Genomic DNA, 14,028 nt, shown 5'->3' on the forward strand with positions numbered 1-14,028 from the left:
GGAAAATGGCGCGAGTGACGGGGCTCGAACCCGCGACCTCCGGCGTGACAGGCCGGCACTCTAACCGACTGAGCTACACCCGCGCTTTGTTCCGTTCGGCGTGTTGTCCGCCGTTCGTGAGGCGGTGTCTAAGGCGAGGCGCGTCCAGTGTCAAGCAGCTTTTGTGACAAAATGACGGCAGGCGCCGGACCGCCTGAATCTCCCGGCTCGGCCATTGTGGACGCCGGCCCGCCCTGCTTCGCTCAATCCTCCCGGAGGCGCGTTTTGACCGAATCCGTATCCGCGCCGAGTCGCGGTGCGCCCTTGTCCAGCGCCAGTTCGGAGCGCGAAAAGCGGATCGGTGTCCGAATGCCCGGCGCGCCCTCGGGCTCGATCTTCATGCCGCGATGGATGAATTGCGGATCGGAAAACACATCGGCGACACTGTTGATCGGGCCGGCCGGCACCCCCTCTTTTTCCAGGAGCGCCAGGAGATCGTCGCGGCGGAAGGTCAGCGTCCTCTCCTCCATGATCCGGCTGAGCTCGAGGCGGTTGCCGACTCGCGCCGCATTGGTGGCGAAGCGGGAATCGCTCGCAAGCTCCGCCAGTCCCAGAATCGACGCGAGCCGTCCGAACTGGGAATCATTGCCGCAGGCGACGATCAGATGCCCATCCGCCACGGGAAATGTCTGATACGGCGCGATATTCGGATGCGCATTGCCCATGCGGCGCGGCGAGACGCCGGAGGCCAGAAAATTCATCGCCTGATTCGCGAGCACGCCCGTCATGCAGTCGAACAGGGCCATATCGATATGCTGGCCCTCGCCCGTGCGCTGCCGTTCGATCAGGGCGGCCTGGATCGCCACCACCGAATAAAGACCGGTGAAGATATCGGCGAAAGCGACGCCGATCTTCTGCGGCTCTCCATCCGGCGCGCCGGTCAGATCCATGATGCCGCCCATGCCCTGGATCATGAAGTCATAGCCGGCCCGCGGCGCGTAAGGACCGTCCTGCCCGAATCCGGTGATCGAACAATAGATCAGCTTCGGATTGATCGCTTTGAGGCTTTCGTAATCCAGACCATATTTCTTGAGGCCGCCGAGCTTGAAATTCTCGATCAGCACATCGGCGCGCCTGGCGAGCGCGATGACGAAATCGCGGCCCTCTTCGGTGGTGAAATCCGCCGTCACCGATTGCTTGCCCCGGTTGGCGGCGTGGAAATAGGCCGCCGCCTTCTCGCCGTCCTTTTCGATATAGGGCGGGCCCCAGCGTCGTGTATCGTCGCCTTCGGGGCTTTCCACCTTCACCACCTCGGCGCCGAGATCGGCGAGCGTCTGGCCGCACCAGGGGCCGGCGAGGATTCGGGCGAGTTCGAGCACCTTCACGCCGTGAAGCGGGCTGTTAGCGGTCATGCGAGCATCCTGTCTGTCATTTTCTTGCGCCATCATCGTCACAGGCGCGCCCGCTTGCCACTGATTCTTTCTCAGCAGGCCATCAGCTTTTTCAATAGCGGCGTCACGCTTGTGTCATGACCCGGATCTAGGGCAGGTTTCCCGCCCGCGTCCCAGAATAAGGAATTGAGCCATGCGTTACGCCATCTATTTCGCCCCCGCGCTGGACCATGAGCTGACCCGGCTGGCCAATGCCTGGCTCGGCCGTGACGCGGCCACCGGCGAGGACCTGCCGCAGGTCGCCGTGGATGGGCTCGACGCCGAGGATTTTGCCGCTCTGACAGCAGATCCCCGCCGCTACGGCTTTCACGCCACGCTGAAAGCGCCGTTCGAACTCAAGAATGGGACCGCCGAGTATCATCTGATCGACGCTTTCGAAACTTTCGTCTCGGAACGACAGGCCTTCACCCTGCCCCGCATCACGCTCGGCCAACTCGGCCCCTTCTTCGCGCTGATTCCGGCCGAAACGTCTGAACCGCTCGATTCCCTCGCCGCCGATTGCGTCCGCGCTTTCGAGCCGTTCCGCGCGCCCTTGAGCGAAGCCGACATTCTCCGCCGCAAGCCGGAAAAACTCAGCCCCAGCGAGCGCCATCATCTGCAGACCTGGGGCTATCCTTATGTCTTCGAGGATTTCCGCTTCCACATGACGCTCACCGGCCCGACGCTTGAGACCCAACGCGACGCGCTGCAGGCCGCAATCGGCTCCCATTTCGCCGAAATCCTCGACCGTCCGCTGGCCATCGATCACCTGGCTCTGTTTGTGGAAACCGAACGCGGCGGGCCCTTCACCGTGCTCCGCATCGCGCCGCTCCCACGCTAAGCCTCTGATCTCTTACGCAGATTATCACCAGATCCGGCAATTTCGCATTTTTGTGACAAAATCCGACCAAGGGGCTTGCGAAGCCAAAAGCCTCCGTCTATAAACCGCCTCGCAAGCGCAGTGCGCCCTTCGTCTATCGGTTAGGACACCAGATTTTCATTCTGGGAAGAGGGGTTCGACTCCCCTAGGGCGTGCCACTTGCTCCTAAGAAAGCCGCCTTCGGGCGGTTTTTTTGTGCCTTCCTACCAGCTCCGCCAAAATTGCGATCTACAGAGATCGACGTTGGCCGGTGCGCCAACCGCTTGCCAATCTCCCCCCTTGAGGGGGAGATGTCCGGCAGGACAGAGGGGGGGGTGGCTCCACCCTGAACATTCCCTCATTTTTCTTATCCACACCCGCAAAAAACCTCTTGCGTGAAATCCGTCCTCTGCCTATAAGCCCGCTCGCAAGCGATGCGCGCCCTTCGTCTATCGGTTAGGACACCAGATTTTCATTCTGGGAAGAGGGGTTCGACTCCCCTAGGGCGTGCCACTTGCTCTCTCGAAAGCCGCCCTCCGGGCGGTTTTTTCGTTTCCGGCTCCCCCTCTCATCCCGTTGAAAAAAATCGCGAAAAGCCGAAAAAACCGCTTGCGGGAATCGTCGCCTCCCCCTAGAAAGCCCTCACCGAAGCGCACGCGCCCTTCGTCTATCGGTTAGGACACCAGATTTTCATTCTGGGAAGAGGGGTTCGACTCCCCTAGGGCGTGCCACTTTCCCTCTCGATGGACCTTACAGTTCCCTAGCCCTGAGGTGGATCACCCGGTCGGTTTCAACGCCGAACTCCCAGTTTCCCCAGACGATCTCCACATCGAATTGGCGTCCGCGACATTTGACGCTCAGGAGATCGCCGACCGCCGGCGCGGGCCCATGGAACAGATTCTCATCTGTCCGCAACTCCCGCTCCGTGACCAATTCCCCAGTTTTGAGAATGATGCGTTTTACCCAATATGCCATGGCAGGATGCTGCCGTCAGCAATCGCGCCCGTCAAGCCTTGGCCGCATCCAGGATCCGGACCTGTATCCGCCGCGTCCCCTGCCAGAAATCGCCCGACAGCGTGCCTGCAACATGTAAATTGTCGCCGCGCGAACCGGTCAGCAGGCGTCCGAGATCGGTATCGCCGGCCCGGAAGGCCATGGCGTCGAGGCGACCGCCATCCAGCCCCTCCAGCGTCACCTTGATATGGTTGGTTCCGACGAATCGGCTGTCCTTCACCCTGTGCATCGGCAATGCGAAAATCGGCTGCGAATGGCCCGAGCCATAGGGCCCCGCCGCCTCCAGCTGGTCGACGAGATCGAAGGTGGCGCCGCTCGCCCCCAGCGCGCCGTCGATCTTCAGCACGCGATTGGCGGTCAGCGTCGACACGGTGTCCCGCGCCGCCTCCTCGAAGAAGGCGCGAAGCGCGCCCAAACGCGATCGCTCCACCGTCAGCCCCGCCGCCATGGCGTGGCCGCCGCCCTTGACGAGCAGGCCCTGATCGACGGCGGCGCGCACCATCTTGCCCATGTCGAAACCATTGATCGAGCGGCCCGAGCCAGTGCCTTTGCCCGAGGGATCGAGCGCGATGGCGAAAGCCGGGCGATTGAACTTCTCCTTCAGCCGCGCCGCGATCAGCCCGACGATGCCCGGATGCCAGTTCTCGCGCGCGGTGACGATGACAGGCGTCCCCTCGCCCGTGCCATAGTCGGCCATCGCCTCGGCTTCCGCTTCGGCCAGCATCGCCTGCTCCATCGCCTGGCGTTCACGGTTGAGTTCATCGAGCTTGGCGGCGATCTCGGCGGCGTGGCCGGCGTCTTCCAGCGTCAACAGCCGCGAACCCAGCGCCGCATCGCCGATTCGCCCGCCGGCATTGATTCGCGGCCCGATCAGGAAGCCGAGGTGATAGGGAGTGACCGGCCCGCCGACGCCCGCTTTGGCGAACAGCGCCGCAAGCCCCGGATTCTGCTGATGCCGGGCGGCGATCAGACCTTTCACCACATAGGCGCGATTGAGCCCCTTGAGCGGCACCACGTCGCACACGGTGGCGAGCGCCACGAGATCGAGGAGCGCCAGTAGATCGAGGCTCGCGGCGCGGGGATCGCCGCGCTCTCGCATCAGCCGGTGCAGCGCCGCCATCACGAGAAAGACAACGCCCGCCGCGCAGAGATGGCCCTGCCCCGACAGATCGTCCTCGCGATTGGGATTGACCAGCGCATGGCAGTCCGGCAGCGCATGCCCCACCTGGTGATGGTCGATCACCACCACGTCGATGCCGCGCTCATGCGCGACTTTCAGCGCCTCGATGCTGGTGGAACCGCAATCGACGGTGACGATGAGCTTTGCGCCATCGTCGATCAGCTTGCCGATCGCGCCGGGATTGGGGCCATAGCCTTCGAAAATCCGGTCGGGAATATAGATCGTCGCGTCAATGCCGAAGTGGAACAGCACGCGATGCAGCAGCGCCGCCGAGGCCGCGCCGTCGACATCGTAATCGCCGAAGATGGCGACATGTTCGCGCCGCTCGATGGCGCGGGCGATGCGCTCGGCCGCCGGCCGGCAATCGGTCAATGTGAAGGGATCGGGCATCAGCGAGCGGATGGTCGGCTGCAGAAAGGCCGGCGCATCGTCGACCCCGACGCCGCGCCCGGCCAGCACCCGGCAGATCAGTTCGGGAATGCCATGCTGCTGGCTCATCGCCAGCGCGCGGTTGAGCCCGGCCTGATCGAGCCGTGAGACCCAGCGCTGACCGCTCACGGAGCGCTCGACGCCGAGAAAAGCGCGGTCGACGGGATCTACGGGCTCGAACATCGTCACATCATTCCCTTGCGCGTCACACGGGGCGGCGCAAGGGATGTTGATGACATCCCGGCGTCACGCCGCCTTCGGCCGTTCGATGCGGATCACCTGCGGCTTGCCGATCAGATAGCCCTCGGTCTCGATCGTATCAACCGCCTTGCGCACGGAAGATTCGGTGGTGGCGTGGGTCACGAGGATGATCGTCTTGCGGTCGTCTCCGTCGCCGGCCTTTTGCGGCCGCTGCACGATCGATTCGAGCGAGATGGCGTTTTCCGCCATGCGGGTGGCGATGCTGGCGAACACGCCGGCGCGATCCTCCACCGTCAGTCGGATGAAATAGCCGCCTTCATGGCTCTGCATTTCGCCGCGAACATAAGCGTCCAGCGAGGCCGCCGGCCGTCCGAGGCTGGGAACCAGCTGGGAGCCGGGCCGGCTCTTGGCGATGTCGGCGATATCGCCCATCACCGCGGATGCGGTGGCGTTGCCGCCGGCGCCGGGGCCGACCATCAGCAGTTCACCGAGAACGTCGGATTCGATCGCCACCGCATTGGTGACGCCGTCGACCTGGGCGATCACCGAATCCTGCGGCACCATGGTCGGATGCACGCGCTGCTCGATGCCGGAGGCCGTCTTCTGCGCCACGCCCAGCAGCTTGATCCGGTAGCCGAGATCACGCGCCGCCAGGATGTCCTCGAGCGAAATATTGGTGATGCCTTCGAGATAGATGTCATCTGCGGCGATCTTCGTGCCGAAGGCCAGCGTCGTCAGGATCGACAGCTTGTGCGCCGTGTCGTTGCCCTCGATGTCGAAAGCCGGATCGGCTTCGGCATAGCCGAGACGCTGCGCTTCCTTGAGGCAGGCCTCGAACGACAGGCCCTCTTTCTCCATCCGGGTCAGGATGTAATTGCAGGTGCCGTTCATGATGCCATAGACGCGGCTCACCGTATTGCCGGTCAACGATTCCCTCAGCGCCTTGATCACCGGAATGCCGCCGGCCACCGCCGCCTCGAAATTCAGGATCACGCCCTTTTCTTCGGCCAGCGCTGCGAGTTCCACGCCATGCTTGGCGAGCAGCGCCTTGTTGGCGGTCACCACATGCAGACCGCGATTGAGCGCCGTCTTGACCGCCGCATATGCCGGATCGCCGGCGCCGCCCATCAATTCGACGAACACGTCGATATCGGCTTCGGCAGCCATGGTCACGGCATTGTCGAACCAGGTCGTCGCGGTGATGTCGATGCCGCGATCGGCGCTGCGGTTGCGGGCCGATACTGCGGTCACGCGGATATCGCGGCCGCAGGCGACGGCCAGCATGTTGTGGCGCTCGCCGAGAATGCGGTAGAGGGAAGCGCCGACGGTTCCCAGTCCTGCAATGCCGATTTTCAGGGCATCAGCCATACTATCATTCCTGTCTTGTCTTGATCATTCAGCCGGCGGATTTGAGCGCCACCACATTGTGCAGCGTCTCGTCGGCGGTGCCGAGGAACTTCTTGATGCTGCGGGCCGCCTGGCGGATGCGGTGTTCGTTTTCCACCAGCGCGAGGCGAACATAGTCGTCGCCATGCTCGCCGAAGCCCACGCCGGGAGCCACGGCCACATCGGCCTTCTCGATCAGCAGCTTGGCGAATTCCAGGCTGCCGAGATGACGGAACTTTTCCGGCACCGGCGCCCAGGCGAACATCGACGCAGCGGGTGGCGGGATCTCCCAGCCGGCGCGGCCGAAGCTTTCCACCATCACGTCGCGACGGCGCTTATAGGTCTGGCGCACCTCGTCGATATGCTGGTCGAGATCGGGATCGTTGAGCGCCGCAGTCGCGGCCACCTGGATCGGCGTAAACGCGCCGTAATCGAGATAGGACTTCACCCGCGTCAGCGCCGAAATCAGCCGGTCGTTGCCGACCGCAAAGCCCATGCGCCAGCCGGCCATGGAGAAGGTCTTGGACATCGAGGTGAATTCGACCGCGACATCCATCGCGCCCGGCACCTGCAGCACCGAAGGCGTCGGCTTGCCGTCGAAATAGATTTCCGAATAAGCGAGGTCGGACAGCACATAGACGCCGTGCTTCTTGGCGAAAGCCACCACGTCCTTGTAGAAATCCAGCTCCACCACCGTCGCCGTCGGGTTGGACGGATAGCAGAGAATCATCGCGATCGGCTTGGGGATCGAATGCGCCACCGCGCGTTCCAGCGCCCGGAAGAATTCCTCGTTCGGCTCGACCGGAATAGAGCGGATCACGCCGCCCACCATCAGGAAGCCGAAGGCGTGGATCGGATAGGACGGATTGGGGCACAGCACCACGTCGCCGGGCGCCGTGATCGCCTGCGCCATATTGGCGAAGCCTTCCTTGGAGCCGAGCGTGGCCACGACCTGCGTGTCGGGATTGAGCTTCACGCCGAAGCGGCGCTCATAATAATTGGCCTGGGCGCGACGCAGACCGGGAATGCCCTTGGACGAGGAATAGCCATGCGTATCAGGCCGCTGCACGGTCTCGATCAGCTTGTCGACGATGAATTTGTTGGTCGGAAGATCCGGGTTGCCCATGCCGAGATCGACAATGTCGGCGCCGCCGGCTCGGGCCGCCGCCTTGAGGCGATTGACCTGTTCGAACACGTAGGGCGGAAGGCGCCGGACCTTGTGAAACTCTTCCATGGTTGTCCTCTTGTCGAAAATGCGGCCACGTCATGCCGCAAATCACGCTTTGCGACCAAATGCCGAGAAAGGCAAGGGCAAAAAGCCCGGTCGGGCGCGTAGAAAATCCGCCTCGGCGCATCAGCCCGGTCAGGCGGCGTCAGTTGGTCGCCGTGGTTTTGCCCAAAGCCCGCAATTCCTCGACGCGGCGGAGATATTCGGCCTCGCTGATCGCGCCGGCGCGACGCTGGCCGGCCAGCGCCGTCAGCTGCGTTTCCATCGTCTTGGCGTCCTCGTCGGTCATCTGCTCCATGGCGGAGTTGAGCGGACGCGAGAAATCAGGATAGGGGCCGGGCTCGACGGGAATCGCGCGCGCTTCCTCGCTGACCTTGGAGGCGCAACCCGAACCGGCCGCCGTCAGCACCGTCAGGGCCAAAGCCGCCAGCGTCTTCAAGCCGCCATTCACCATTCGCATATCCGCCATCCCCATATTGGTCTTGCGCGCAAGTCCAGCCTGCGACAACACGGGCCTAGTTCTTTGTGCGGAGTAGTGGGCCGAAACGCTGGAAATTGCAATCCGGTTCATGCACAGTGGTTTGCAAGCAAAAGACGAAGCATCGGGGAGCGAGGCGCAATGAACAAGGACGGCGCAACTCAGGATAACGGACGCCGCGCCATTCCAGGCCTCGATCCGGCCGAACTGGAACCGTTCATCATCAAGAATCCGGAAGCGCTGACCGTCAATCTCGCCCGTTCGCTGGAGAATCTCGGCAAGGCGGCCTCGGAATGGCTGGCCCCGCGCGAAAGCGGCGAAAAGCAGGATCTGATCGCCGAGCCGATGACCGATCTCGTCCGCACGCTCGGAAAAGTCGTGGAATACTGGGTCGCCGATCCCAACCGTGCGCTTCAGGCCCAGACGCTGCTCTTTTCGACCTATGCGCAGATCTGGATGTCCTCGCTGCAGAAAGCCGCCGGCGAATCTCCCGCCGCAGTCGCCCGCGACGACAAACGCTTCGCCGACACCGACTGGAAGCAGAACCCGTTCTTCGATTTCCTGCGCCAGGTCTACACCGTCACATCAGATTGGGCCGACAAGCTGGTGACCCAGGCCGACGGGCTCGACGACCACACCCGCCACAAGGCGGGCTTTTATGTGAAGCAGATCACCGCAGCGCTGTCGCCCGCCAATTTCGTGCTCACCAATCCGGTGCTCTACAAGGAGACGGTGGCGCAGAACGGCGCCAATCTCGTCGAGGGCATGAGAAAGCTCGCCGAGGACATTCATTCCGGCCGTGGCGATCTGCGTATCCGCCAGACCGACATGACCAAGTTCAAGGTCGGCGAGAACATGGCCGTCACCCCCGGCAAGGTCATCGCCGAGGACGATGTCTGCCAGATCATCCAGTATGAGCCGACGACAGAGAAAGTGCTGAAGCGCCCTCTCCTCATCTGCCCGCCATGGATCAACAAATTCTATGTGCTCGATCTCAATCCGCAGAAGAGCTTCATCAAATGGTGCGTCGACCAGGGCCACACCGTCTTCGTGATCTCCTGGGTCAATCCCGACGAACGCCATGCCGACAAGGATTGGGGCGATTACGCCCGCGAAGGCATCGATTTCGCACTGGAGACGATCAAGAAGGCGACCGGCGAAGACAAGGTCAACGCCATCGGCTATTGCGTCGGCGGCACGCTGCTCGCCGCCACGCTCGCCCGGCATGCCTTGGAAAAAGACAGGCGCATCGCCTCGGCCACGCTGTTCACCACCCAGGTGGATTTCACCTATGCCGGCGATCTCAAGGTCTTCGCCGACGAAGAGCAGATCCGCACCATCGAAAAGAGCATGGAGCAGGAAGGCTATCTCGACGGCACCAAGATGGCGCTCGCCTTCAATATGCTGCGCGCTTCCGAGCTGATCTGGCCCTATTTCGTCAACAACTACCTCAAGGGGCAGGAGCCGATGGCCTTCGACCTGCTCTATTGGAACGCCGATTCCACCCGCATGCCGGCCGCCAACCACTCCTTCTATCTGCGCAACTGCTATCTCAACAACACGCTTGCGCGCGGCGAGATGGTGCTCGACGGCAAAAAGCTCGATCTCAAGAAGGTCAAGATCCCGATCTACAATCTCGCCGCCCGCGAAGACCATATCGCGCCGGCCAAATCGGTGTTTACAGGCTCCAAACTGTTCGGCGGCGACGTCAAACTGGTGGTCTCCGGCTCCGGCCATATCGCCGGCGTCGTCAATCCGCCCGACAAGAAGAAGTATCAGTTCTGGACCAACGGCAAGGTCGAAGGCGAATATGAGGATTGGCTGGCGAGCGCCGAGGAAACGCCGGGCTCCTGGTGGCCCAACTGGCATGGCTGGATCCTCGATCAGGACGCCCGCACCGTGGCCCCGCGCAAACCCGGCGGCGACCAGCTGAACCCGATCGAGGAAGCCCCGGGCTCTTTCGTGCGCGTGCGGGTGTGACAGGTCCGGCTTACGGTTAGGCGCGGACGACCACCAGCGCCACCACCGCCGAGATCGCAATCAGCATCAGCGCCGAAACCACACCGGCCGCGGCGATCCGACCGCCGGACCGCGTCAGCTCGCGCAAGTCCACCGACAGTCCCAGCGCCGCCATGGCGACCACCGGCAGCACCGCCGCCGTGAACCGGCAGAGCGTAACGGCCTGTTCGGGCAAAGCGCCTGCGAGATTGAAACCCATCATCACGAAAAAGCCGAGAATATACCAGGGCGCGACCCGCGACAGCGAGGCGGGCTTCGCGCCCTCGACAGAGAAAAAGCGGCCAAGGATCATCAGCGCGGGCCCGAGCGTCAACACCCGCACCAGCTTCACCACCGCCCCGATCTCGGCGCTGACCGGGCCCATGAAGGACGTCGCCGCCAGCACCTGCGGCACGGCATAGACGGTCATGCCGGCGAAAACGCCGAAATGCAGCGCATCGAAGCCGAGCGCCGAACCGAAGGCCGGCAGCGCGGCGATCACCAGAATGCTGAGCGAGGCGGTAAAGGCGATGGCGCGGCTCGTTTCGTCGGCTTTGGCTCCGATCGCCGGCCCCACCGCCATGATCGCCGAATTGCCGCAGATGGAATTGCCCGCCGCCACCAGCGCCGCAAGCCGCGGCTCCAACCCGAGCAGACGCGCCGCGGCATAAGAGGTTGCTATGGACGCGGCCACCGCCGCGAAGACCACCAAAGGCAGCGTCGCCCCCATGGAGGCGATCGTCGCGGCGCTGATCGTCGCGCCCATAGCGGCGATGGCGATTTCGAGCGGCCTGCGCGCCATGGCCCGGATGCCGGCGTCGAAGCCCGACAGCGGCAGCCCGGCGCTGCGCAGCGCCACCCCCGCCAGCATCGCCAGCATCATCGGATCGAGACCCAAGCCGCGCACCGTCGGAAACGCATGCTCGGCGCCGATCGCTGTGACGGCAAGAGCGATGCAGAGGCTCGCGCCGGACAACAGATGGGATTTTTGGGCGATGGACAGCATGGCGTTCTCCTGCGTCCAAATATCCCTTTGTAATCCATGCAAATCTATCGAATAATATTGCCAGTTTCATGCAGATGGATTTCACGATTGACTCTCGAACAGCTCACGATCTTCCTGGCCGTCGCCGAGGCGCAGCATGTCACCCGCGCCGCCGAGACGCTCGGCCTTACCCCCTCGGCCGTCAGCGCCTCGATCAAGGCGCTGGAGCGTTTTTACAATGTCGCGCTGTTTTCCCGCGTCGGGCGCGGCATCGAATTGACGGAAGCTGGTCGATTATTCGTCGAGGAGGCCCGCGCCACGCTGGCCCGCGCCCAGGCCGCGGCGCTGGCGCTCAGCGATCTCGGCGGTTTGAAGCGCGGCGTCCTCCGGCTCTCGGCCAGCCAGACCACCGCCAGCCACTGGCTTCCGCCGCGCCTGATGCGCTTCCGCACTCTCTATCCCGGCGTCGAGGTGGATCTGACGGTCGGCAACACCTCCACCGTCGCCCGCGACGTGCTCACGGGCGCGAGCGAAATCGGCCTGATCGAGGGTGATATCGACGAGCCGGCGCTTGCCTCGACGCGGGTGGCGCGTGACGAACTGGTCATCCTCTGCGCGCCCAGCCATTCCCTGTCACAGGCCAAGGCGGCGGAGGTCGACGATCTGCTCCGGACAACCGGCTGGATCATGCGCGAACAGGGTTCGGGCACCCGCTCGGCCTTGCAAGCCGCCCTCTCCCGCCGCGCCATCGATCCGGACCAGATCCGCATCGCGCTCGTGCTGCCGTCCAACGAGGGTGTGATTTCGGCGCTGATCGGCAGCGATTGCGCCGCCTGCCTGTCGCGCGCCGCCGCTGCGCCTCAGATCGCGCTCGGTCGCCTCAGCGTCGCCCCCGTCTCGCTCGCCGCCCGCGACTTCACGTTCCTGCGCCACAAGGAGCGGGGCCTCAGCCCCGCCGGCCGCGAATTCGCCAAGCTGTGTGATTAGCGGATCTGGCCGCGACCCGTGGCCAAACACTCACAAGATGAAATCGGCGCGGTCTAGCGCCTGCAGCTTCACATCATCCAGCGTGATCTTGTCGCTGCCCGCCGCGATCACCACATTGTCCCCTGCCTGACTGGCATGGTTTTCGATCAGGTCGGCGTAGCCGTCGATCGCTTTCAGCCCACGCAGATCGAGCCGGTCGTGAACGCTCCCCACAGCGTCGAAATCGGCAATCCTGTCTTTGCCGCCGCCGGTGAGAAAGACGAAAGTGTCGACCCCGGCGCCGCCGCGCAGCACGTCATTGCCGAGGCCGCCGTCGAGCCTGTCCTTACCGGCGTCGCCCTGAAGCCGGTCATTGCCGGCGCCGCCATAGATCGTGTCGTTGCCATCGCCGCCCGACAGCCGGTCGTCGCCATCGCCCGCGCCCTTTCCGGGAGTGAGCTTGATCAACTGACCGCCGAGACTTAGGGCGAAAAGTTGGCCATCCGATCCCTCGGCATAGCTGACGATGTAGGAAACCGCGTCGCCGCGCAATTGATCCGATCGTTCCTCGACATCGACGGCTTTTCCGTCGACCATGCGCAATGTGTAGAATTTGCCGGTGATGAAATCGGAAAAGACGTAGTTTCCGGAAAGGCCGCCGGGCCCGTGATAGACGACGCCGCCGGTGATCGAGCCGCCGGAATCGCCATGCGAATAGGTGAAGACAGGATCGGTGAAATCGATGCCGCCCGGCGGCGTGCCGGTATAGGGCTCGTCGCCTTCGCGATAGTTCCAGCCGAAATTCAGCCCGCCCTCCGTGCCGGCTTTGACGAAATTCACTTCCTCGAACGCATCCTGACCAACATCGGCAATGTAGAAATCGCCGGTCTTCGAATCGAAGGAGAAGCGCCAGGGGTTTCGCATGCCCGTCGCCCAGATCTCGTCGGTGCCGCTGGCGTCGACAAAAGGATTGTCGGAGGGAATGGCGTAGTTCCTGCCGCTGTCGCCGGGAAAGTCGTCGTGATCGACGTCGATGCGCAGGATCTTGCCGAGAAGCTCATCCTTGTTCTGGGCGTTGCCGTTGGGATCGCCGCCGCCGCCGCCGTCGCCGAGACCGAGATAGAGCATGCCGTCAGGTCCGAATCGGATAGAGCCGCCATTATGGTTGCTAAAGTCCGGATGCGGCACGGTCATGATCGTCTTGGTGAACTCCACAGTTGCCGGACTGCCGGCCTTGCGGCCATATTCCTGGATGACGATGTCGCCGTCGGAATTGGTCAGGTAGACGAAGAATCGGCCGTTCGATCCATAGTCTGGATGAAACGCCATGCCGAGCACGCCCCGCTCGCCGTCGCCGCCGATCTCGCTGTCAGGAATGTCGAGGAACAGCGTCTTGGATCCATTGCTCTCATTCACGCGGTAGATCTCGCCGTTGTCCTTGGACAAGGCGAAGATGAAGCCCTTGTCGCGACTGCTGCCGGACTGCACGATGTCCACGGCGCCGTATCCGAGTTCGGCGATGGTGCTGGCGGTTATATAACCGTTCTTCTGCACGAGATCGGCGGAGGAATGTCCGTAGATGACATCGTCGCCACTGCCGCCCGCGATCGTGTCGTCGCCATTGCCGCCGGAAATCGTGTCGCCGCCGCCGCGCCCGTTGAGCCTGTCCGCCCCTCCGAGGCCGAAAATCAGATCCGAATTGACTGTGCCGCTGATCGTGTCCGCCGCGTTGGTGCCCTTGCGTTTGGCCATTCGATTATCCTCCCCCCACCGGCGTCGACCAAATGCTGAGGCCGGCGCCTGGAAGTGAAGGTGACAGCAAAAAAAGACACCGACAAGACGGATTTATGAGATCGGGATAATGTATGCGGTTTTGAAGAACAGCAGATCTTTGA

The 14,028-nt window shown here is 63.2% G+C and carries 11 protein-coding genes and 4 tRNA genes; 6 read left to right on the forward strand and 9 right to left on the reverse strand.

The window, feature by feature from the left end; translation table 11 throughout:
- Positions 1–6: 6 nt before the first annotated feature.
- Positions 7–83: transfer RNA gene (locus tag E8Q41_RS13145), tRNA-Asp, on the reverse strand.
- Between the two features lie 159 nt (positions 84–242).
- Positions 243–1,391, reverse strand: coding sequence for a CaiB/BaiF CoA-transferase family protein (locus E8Q41_RS13150; RefSeq protein WP_137156011.1), 1,149 nt, complete (start codon positions 1,389–1,391; stop codon positions 243–245).
- Between the two features lie 172 nt (positions 1,392–1,563).
- On the opposite strand from E8Q41_RS13150, the gene E8Q41_RS13155 reads away from it, so the two are divergent.
- From E8Q41_RS13155 to E8Q41_RS13170, 4 genes are all read left to right on the forward strand, one after another.
- The gene (locus tag E8Q41_RS13155; protein ID WP_137156012.1) at positions 1,564–2,250 is read left to right on the forward strand and encodes a DUF1045 domain-containing protein; all 687 of its coding nucleotides are present in this window, start codon (positions 1,564–1,566) and stop codon (positions 2,248–2,250) included.
- A 122-nt stretch (positions 2,251–2,372) separates the two neighbouring features.
- A tRNA-Glu gene (locus E8Q41_RS13160) sits at positions 2,373–2,447 on the forward strand.
- Between the two features lie 259 nt (positions 2,448–2,706).
- Positions 2,707–2,781: transfer RNA gene (locus E8Q41_RS13165), tRNA-Glu, on the forward strand.
- Between the two features lie 143 nt (positions 2,782–2,924).
- Positions 2,925–2,999: transfer RNA gene (locus tag E8Q41_RS13170), tRNA-Glu, on the forward strand.
- A gap of 19 nt (positions 3,000–3,018) precedes the next feature.
- On the opposite strand, the gene E8Q41_RS25560 is transcribed toward E8Q41_RS13170, so the two are convergent.
- The 5 genes from E8Q41_RS25560 to E8Q41_RS13190 form a co-directional block, all read right to left on the reverse strand.
- The gene (locus tag E8Q41_RS25560; protein ID WP_170976472.1) at positions 3,019–3,183 is read right to left on the reverse strand and encodes a hypothetical protein; all 165 of its coding nucleotides are present in this window, start codon (positions 3,181–3,183) and stop codon (positions 3,019–3,021) included.
- 91 nt (positions 3,184–3,274) lie between these two features.
- Positions 3,275–5,074 carry a single-stranded-DNA-specific exonuclease RecJ gene (gene recJ / locus E8Q41_RS13175; protein WP_137156013.1) on the reverse strand — a complete coding sequence of 600 codons (1,800 nt, stop codon included), beginning with the start codon at positions 5,072–5,074 and terminating at the stop codon, positions 3,275–3,277.
- A gap of 63 nt (positions 5,075–5,137) precedes the next feature.
- Positions 5,138–6,460, reverse strand: coding sequence for a homoserine dehydrogenase (locus tag E8Q41_RS13180; protein WP_137156014.1), 1,323 nt, complete (start codon positions 6,458–6,460; stop codon positions 5,138–5,140).
- Positions 6,461–6,488: 28 nt separating this feature from the next.
- Positions 6,489–7,712, reverse strand: a complete 1,224-nt coding sequence (locus E8Q41_RS13185; protein WP_137156015.1) for an LL-diaminopimelate aminotransferase — start codon at positions 7,710–7,712, stop codon at positions 6,489–6,491.
- A 139-nt stretch (positions 7,713–7,851) separates the two neighbouring features.
- Positions 7,852–8,217 carry an SHOCT domain-containing protein gene (locus E8Q41_RS13190; protein WP_137156016.1) on the reverse strand — a complete coding sequence of 122 codons (366 nt, stop codon included), beginning with the start codon at positions 8,215–8,217 and terminating at the stop codon, positions 7,852–7,854.
- A gap of 108 nt (positions 8,218–8,325) precedes the next feature.
- Between E8Q41_RS13190 and phaC the strand changes: the two genes are divergently transcribed.
- The gene (gene phaC, locus E8Q41_RS13195) at positions 8,326–10,164 is read left to right on the forward strand and encodes a class I poly(R)-hydroxyalkanoic acid synthase (protein ID WP_137156017.1); all 1,839 of its coding nucleotides are present in this window, start codon (positions 8,326–8,328) and stop codon (positions 10,162–10,164) included.
- A gap of 16 nt (positions 10,165–10,180) precedes the next feature.
- On the opposite strand, the gene E8Q41_RS13200 is transcribed toward phaC, so the two are convergent.
- The gene (locus E8Q41_RS13200) at positions 10,181–11,188 is read right to left on the reverse strand and encodes a putative sulfate exporter family transporter (protein WP_137156018.1); all 1,008 of its coding nucleotides are present in this window, start codon (positions 11,186–11,188) and stop codon (positions 10,181–10,183) included.
- Positions 11,189–11,275: 87 nt separating this feature from the next.
- On the opposite strand from E8Q41_RS13200, the gene E8Q41_RS13205 reads away from it, so the two are divergent.
- Positions 11,276–12,154 (forward strand): LysR family transcriptional regulator, encoded by an 879-nt coding sequence (locus E8Q41_RS13205; RefSeq protein ID WP_137156019.1) that lies wholly within the window; start codon positions 11,276–11,278, stop codon positions 12,152–12,154.
- A gap of 30 nt (positions 12,155–12,184) precedes the next feature.
- Here the strand turns inward: E8Q41_RS13205 and E8Q41_RS13210 are convergent, their stop codons facing one another.
- The gene (locus E8Q41_RS13210; protein ID WP_137156020.1) at positions 12,185–13,885 is read right to left on the reverse strand and encodes a PQQ-dependent sugar dehydrogenase; all 1,701 of its coding nucleotides are present in this window, start codon (positions 13,883–13,885) and stop codon (positions 12,185–12,187) included.
- Positions 13,886–14,028: the final 143 nt, after the last annotated feature.

It is taken from the genome of Rhizobium sp. FKL33 (assembly GCF_005222915.1).
Classification (GTDB): Bacteria; Pseudomonadota; Alphaproteobacteria; order Rhizobiales; family Rhizobiaceae; genus Rhizobium_E.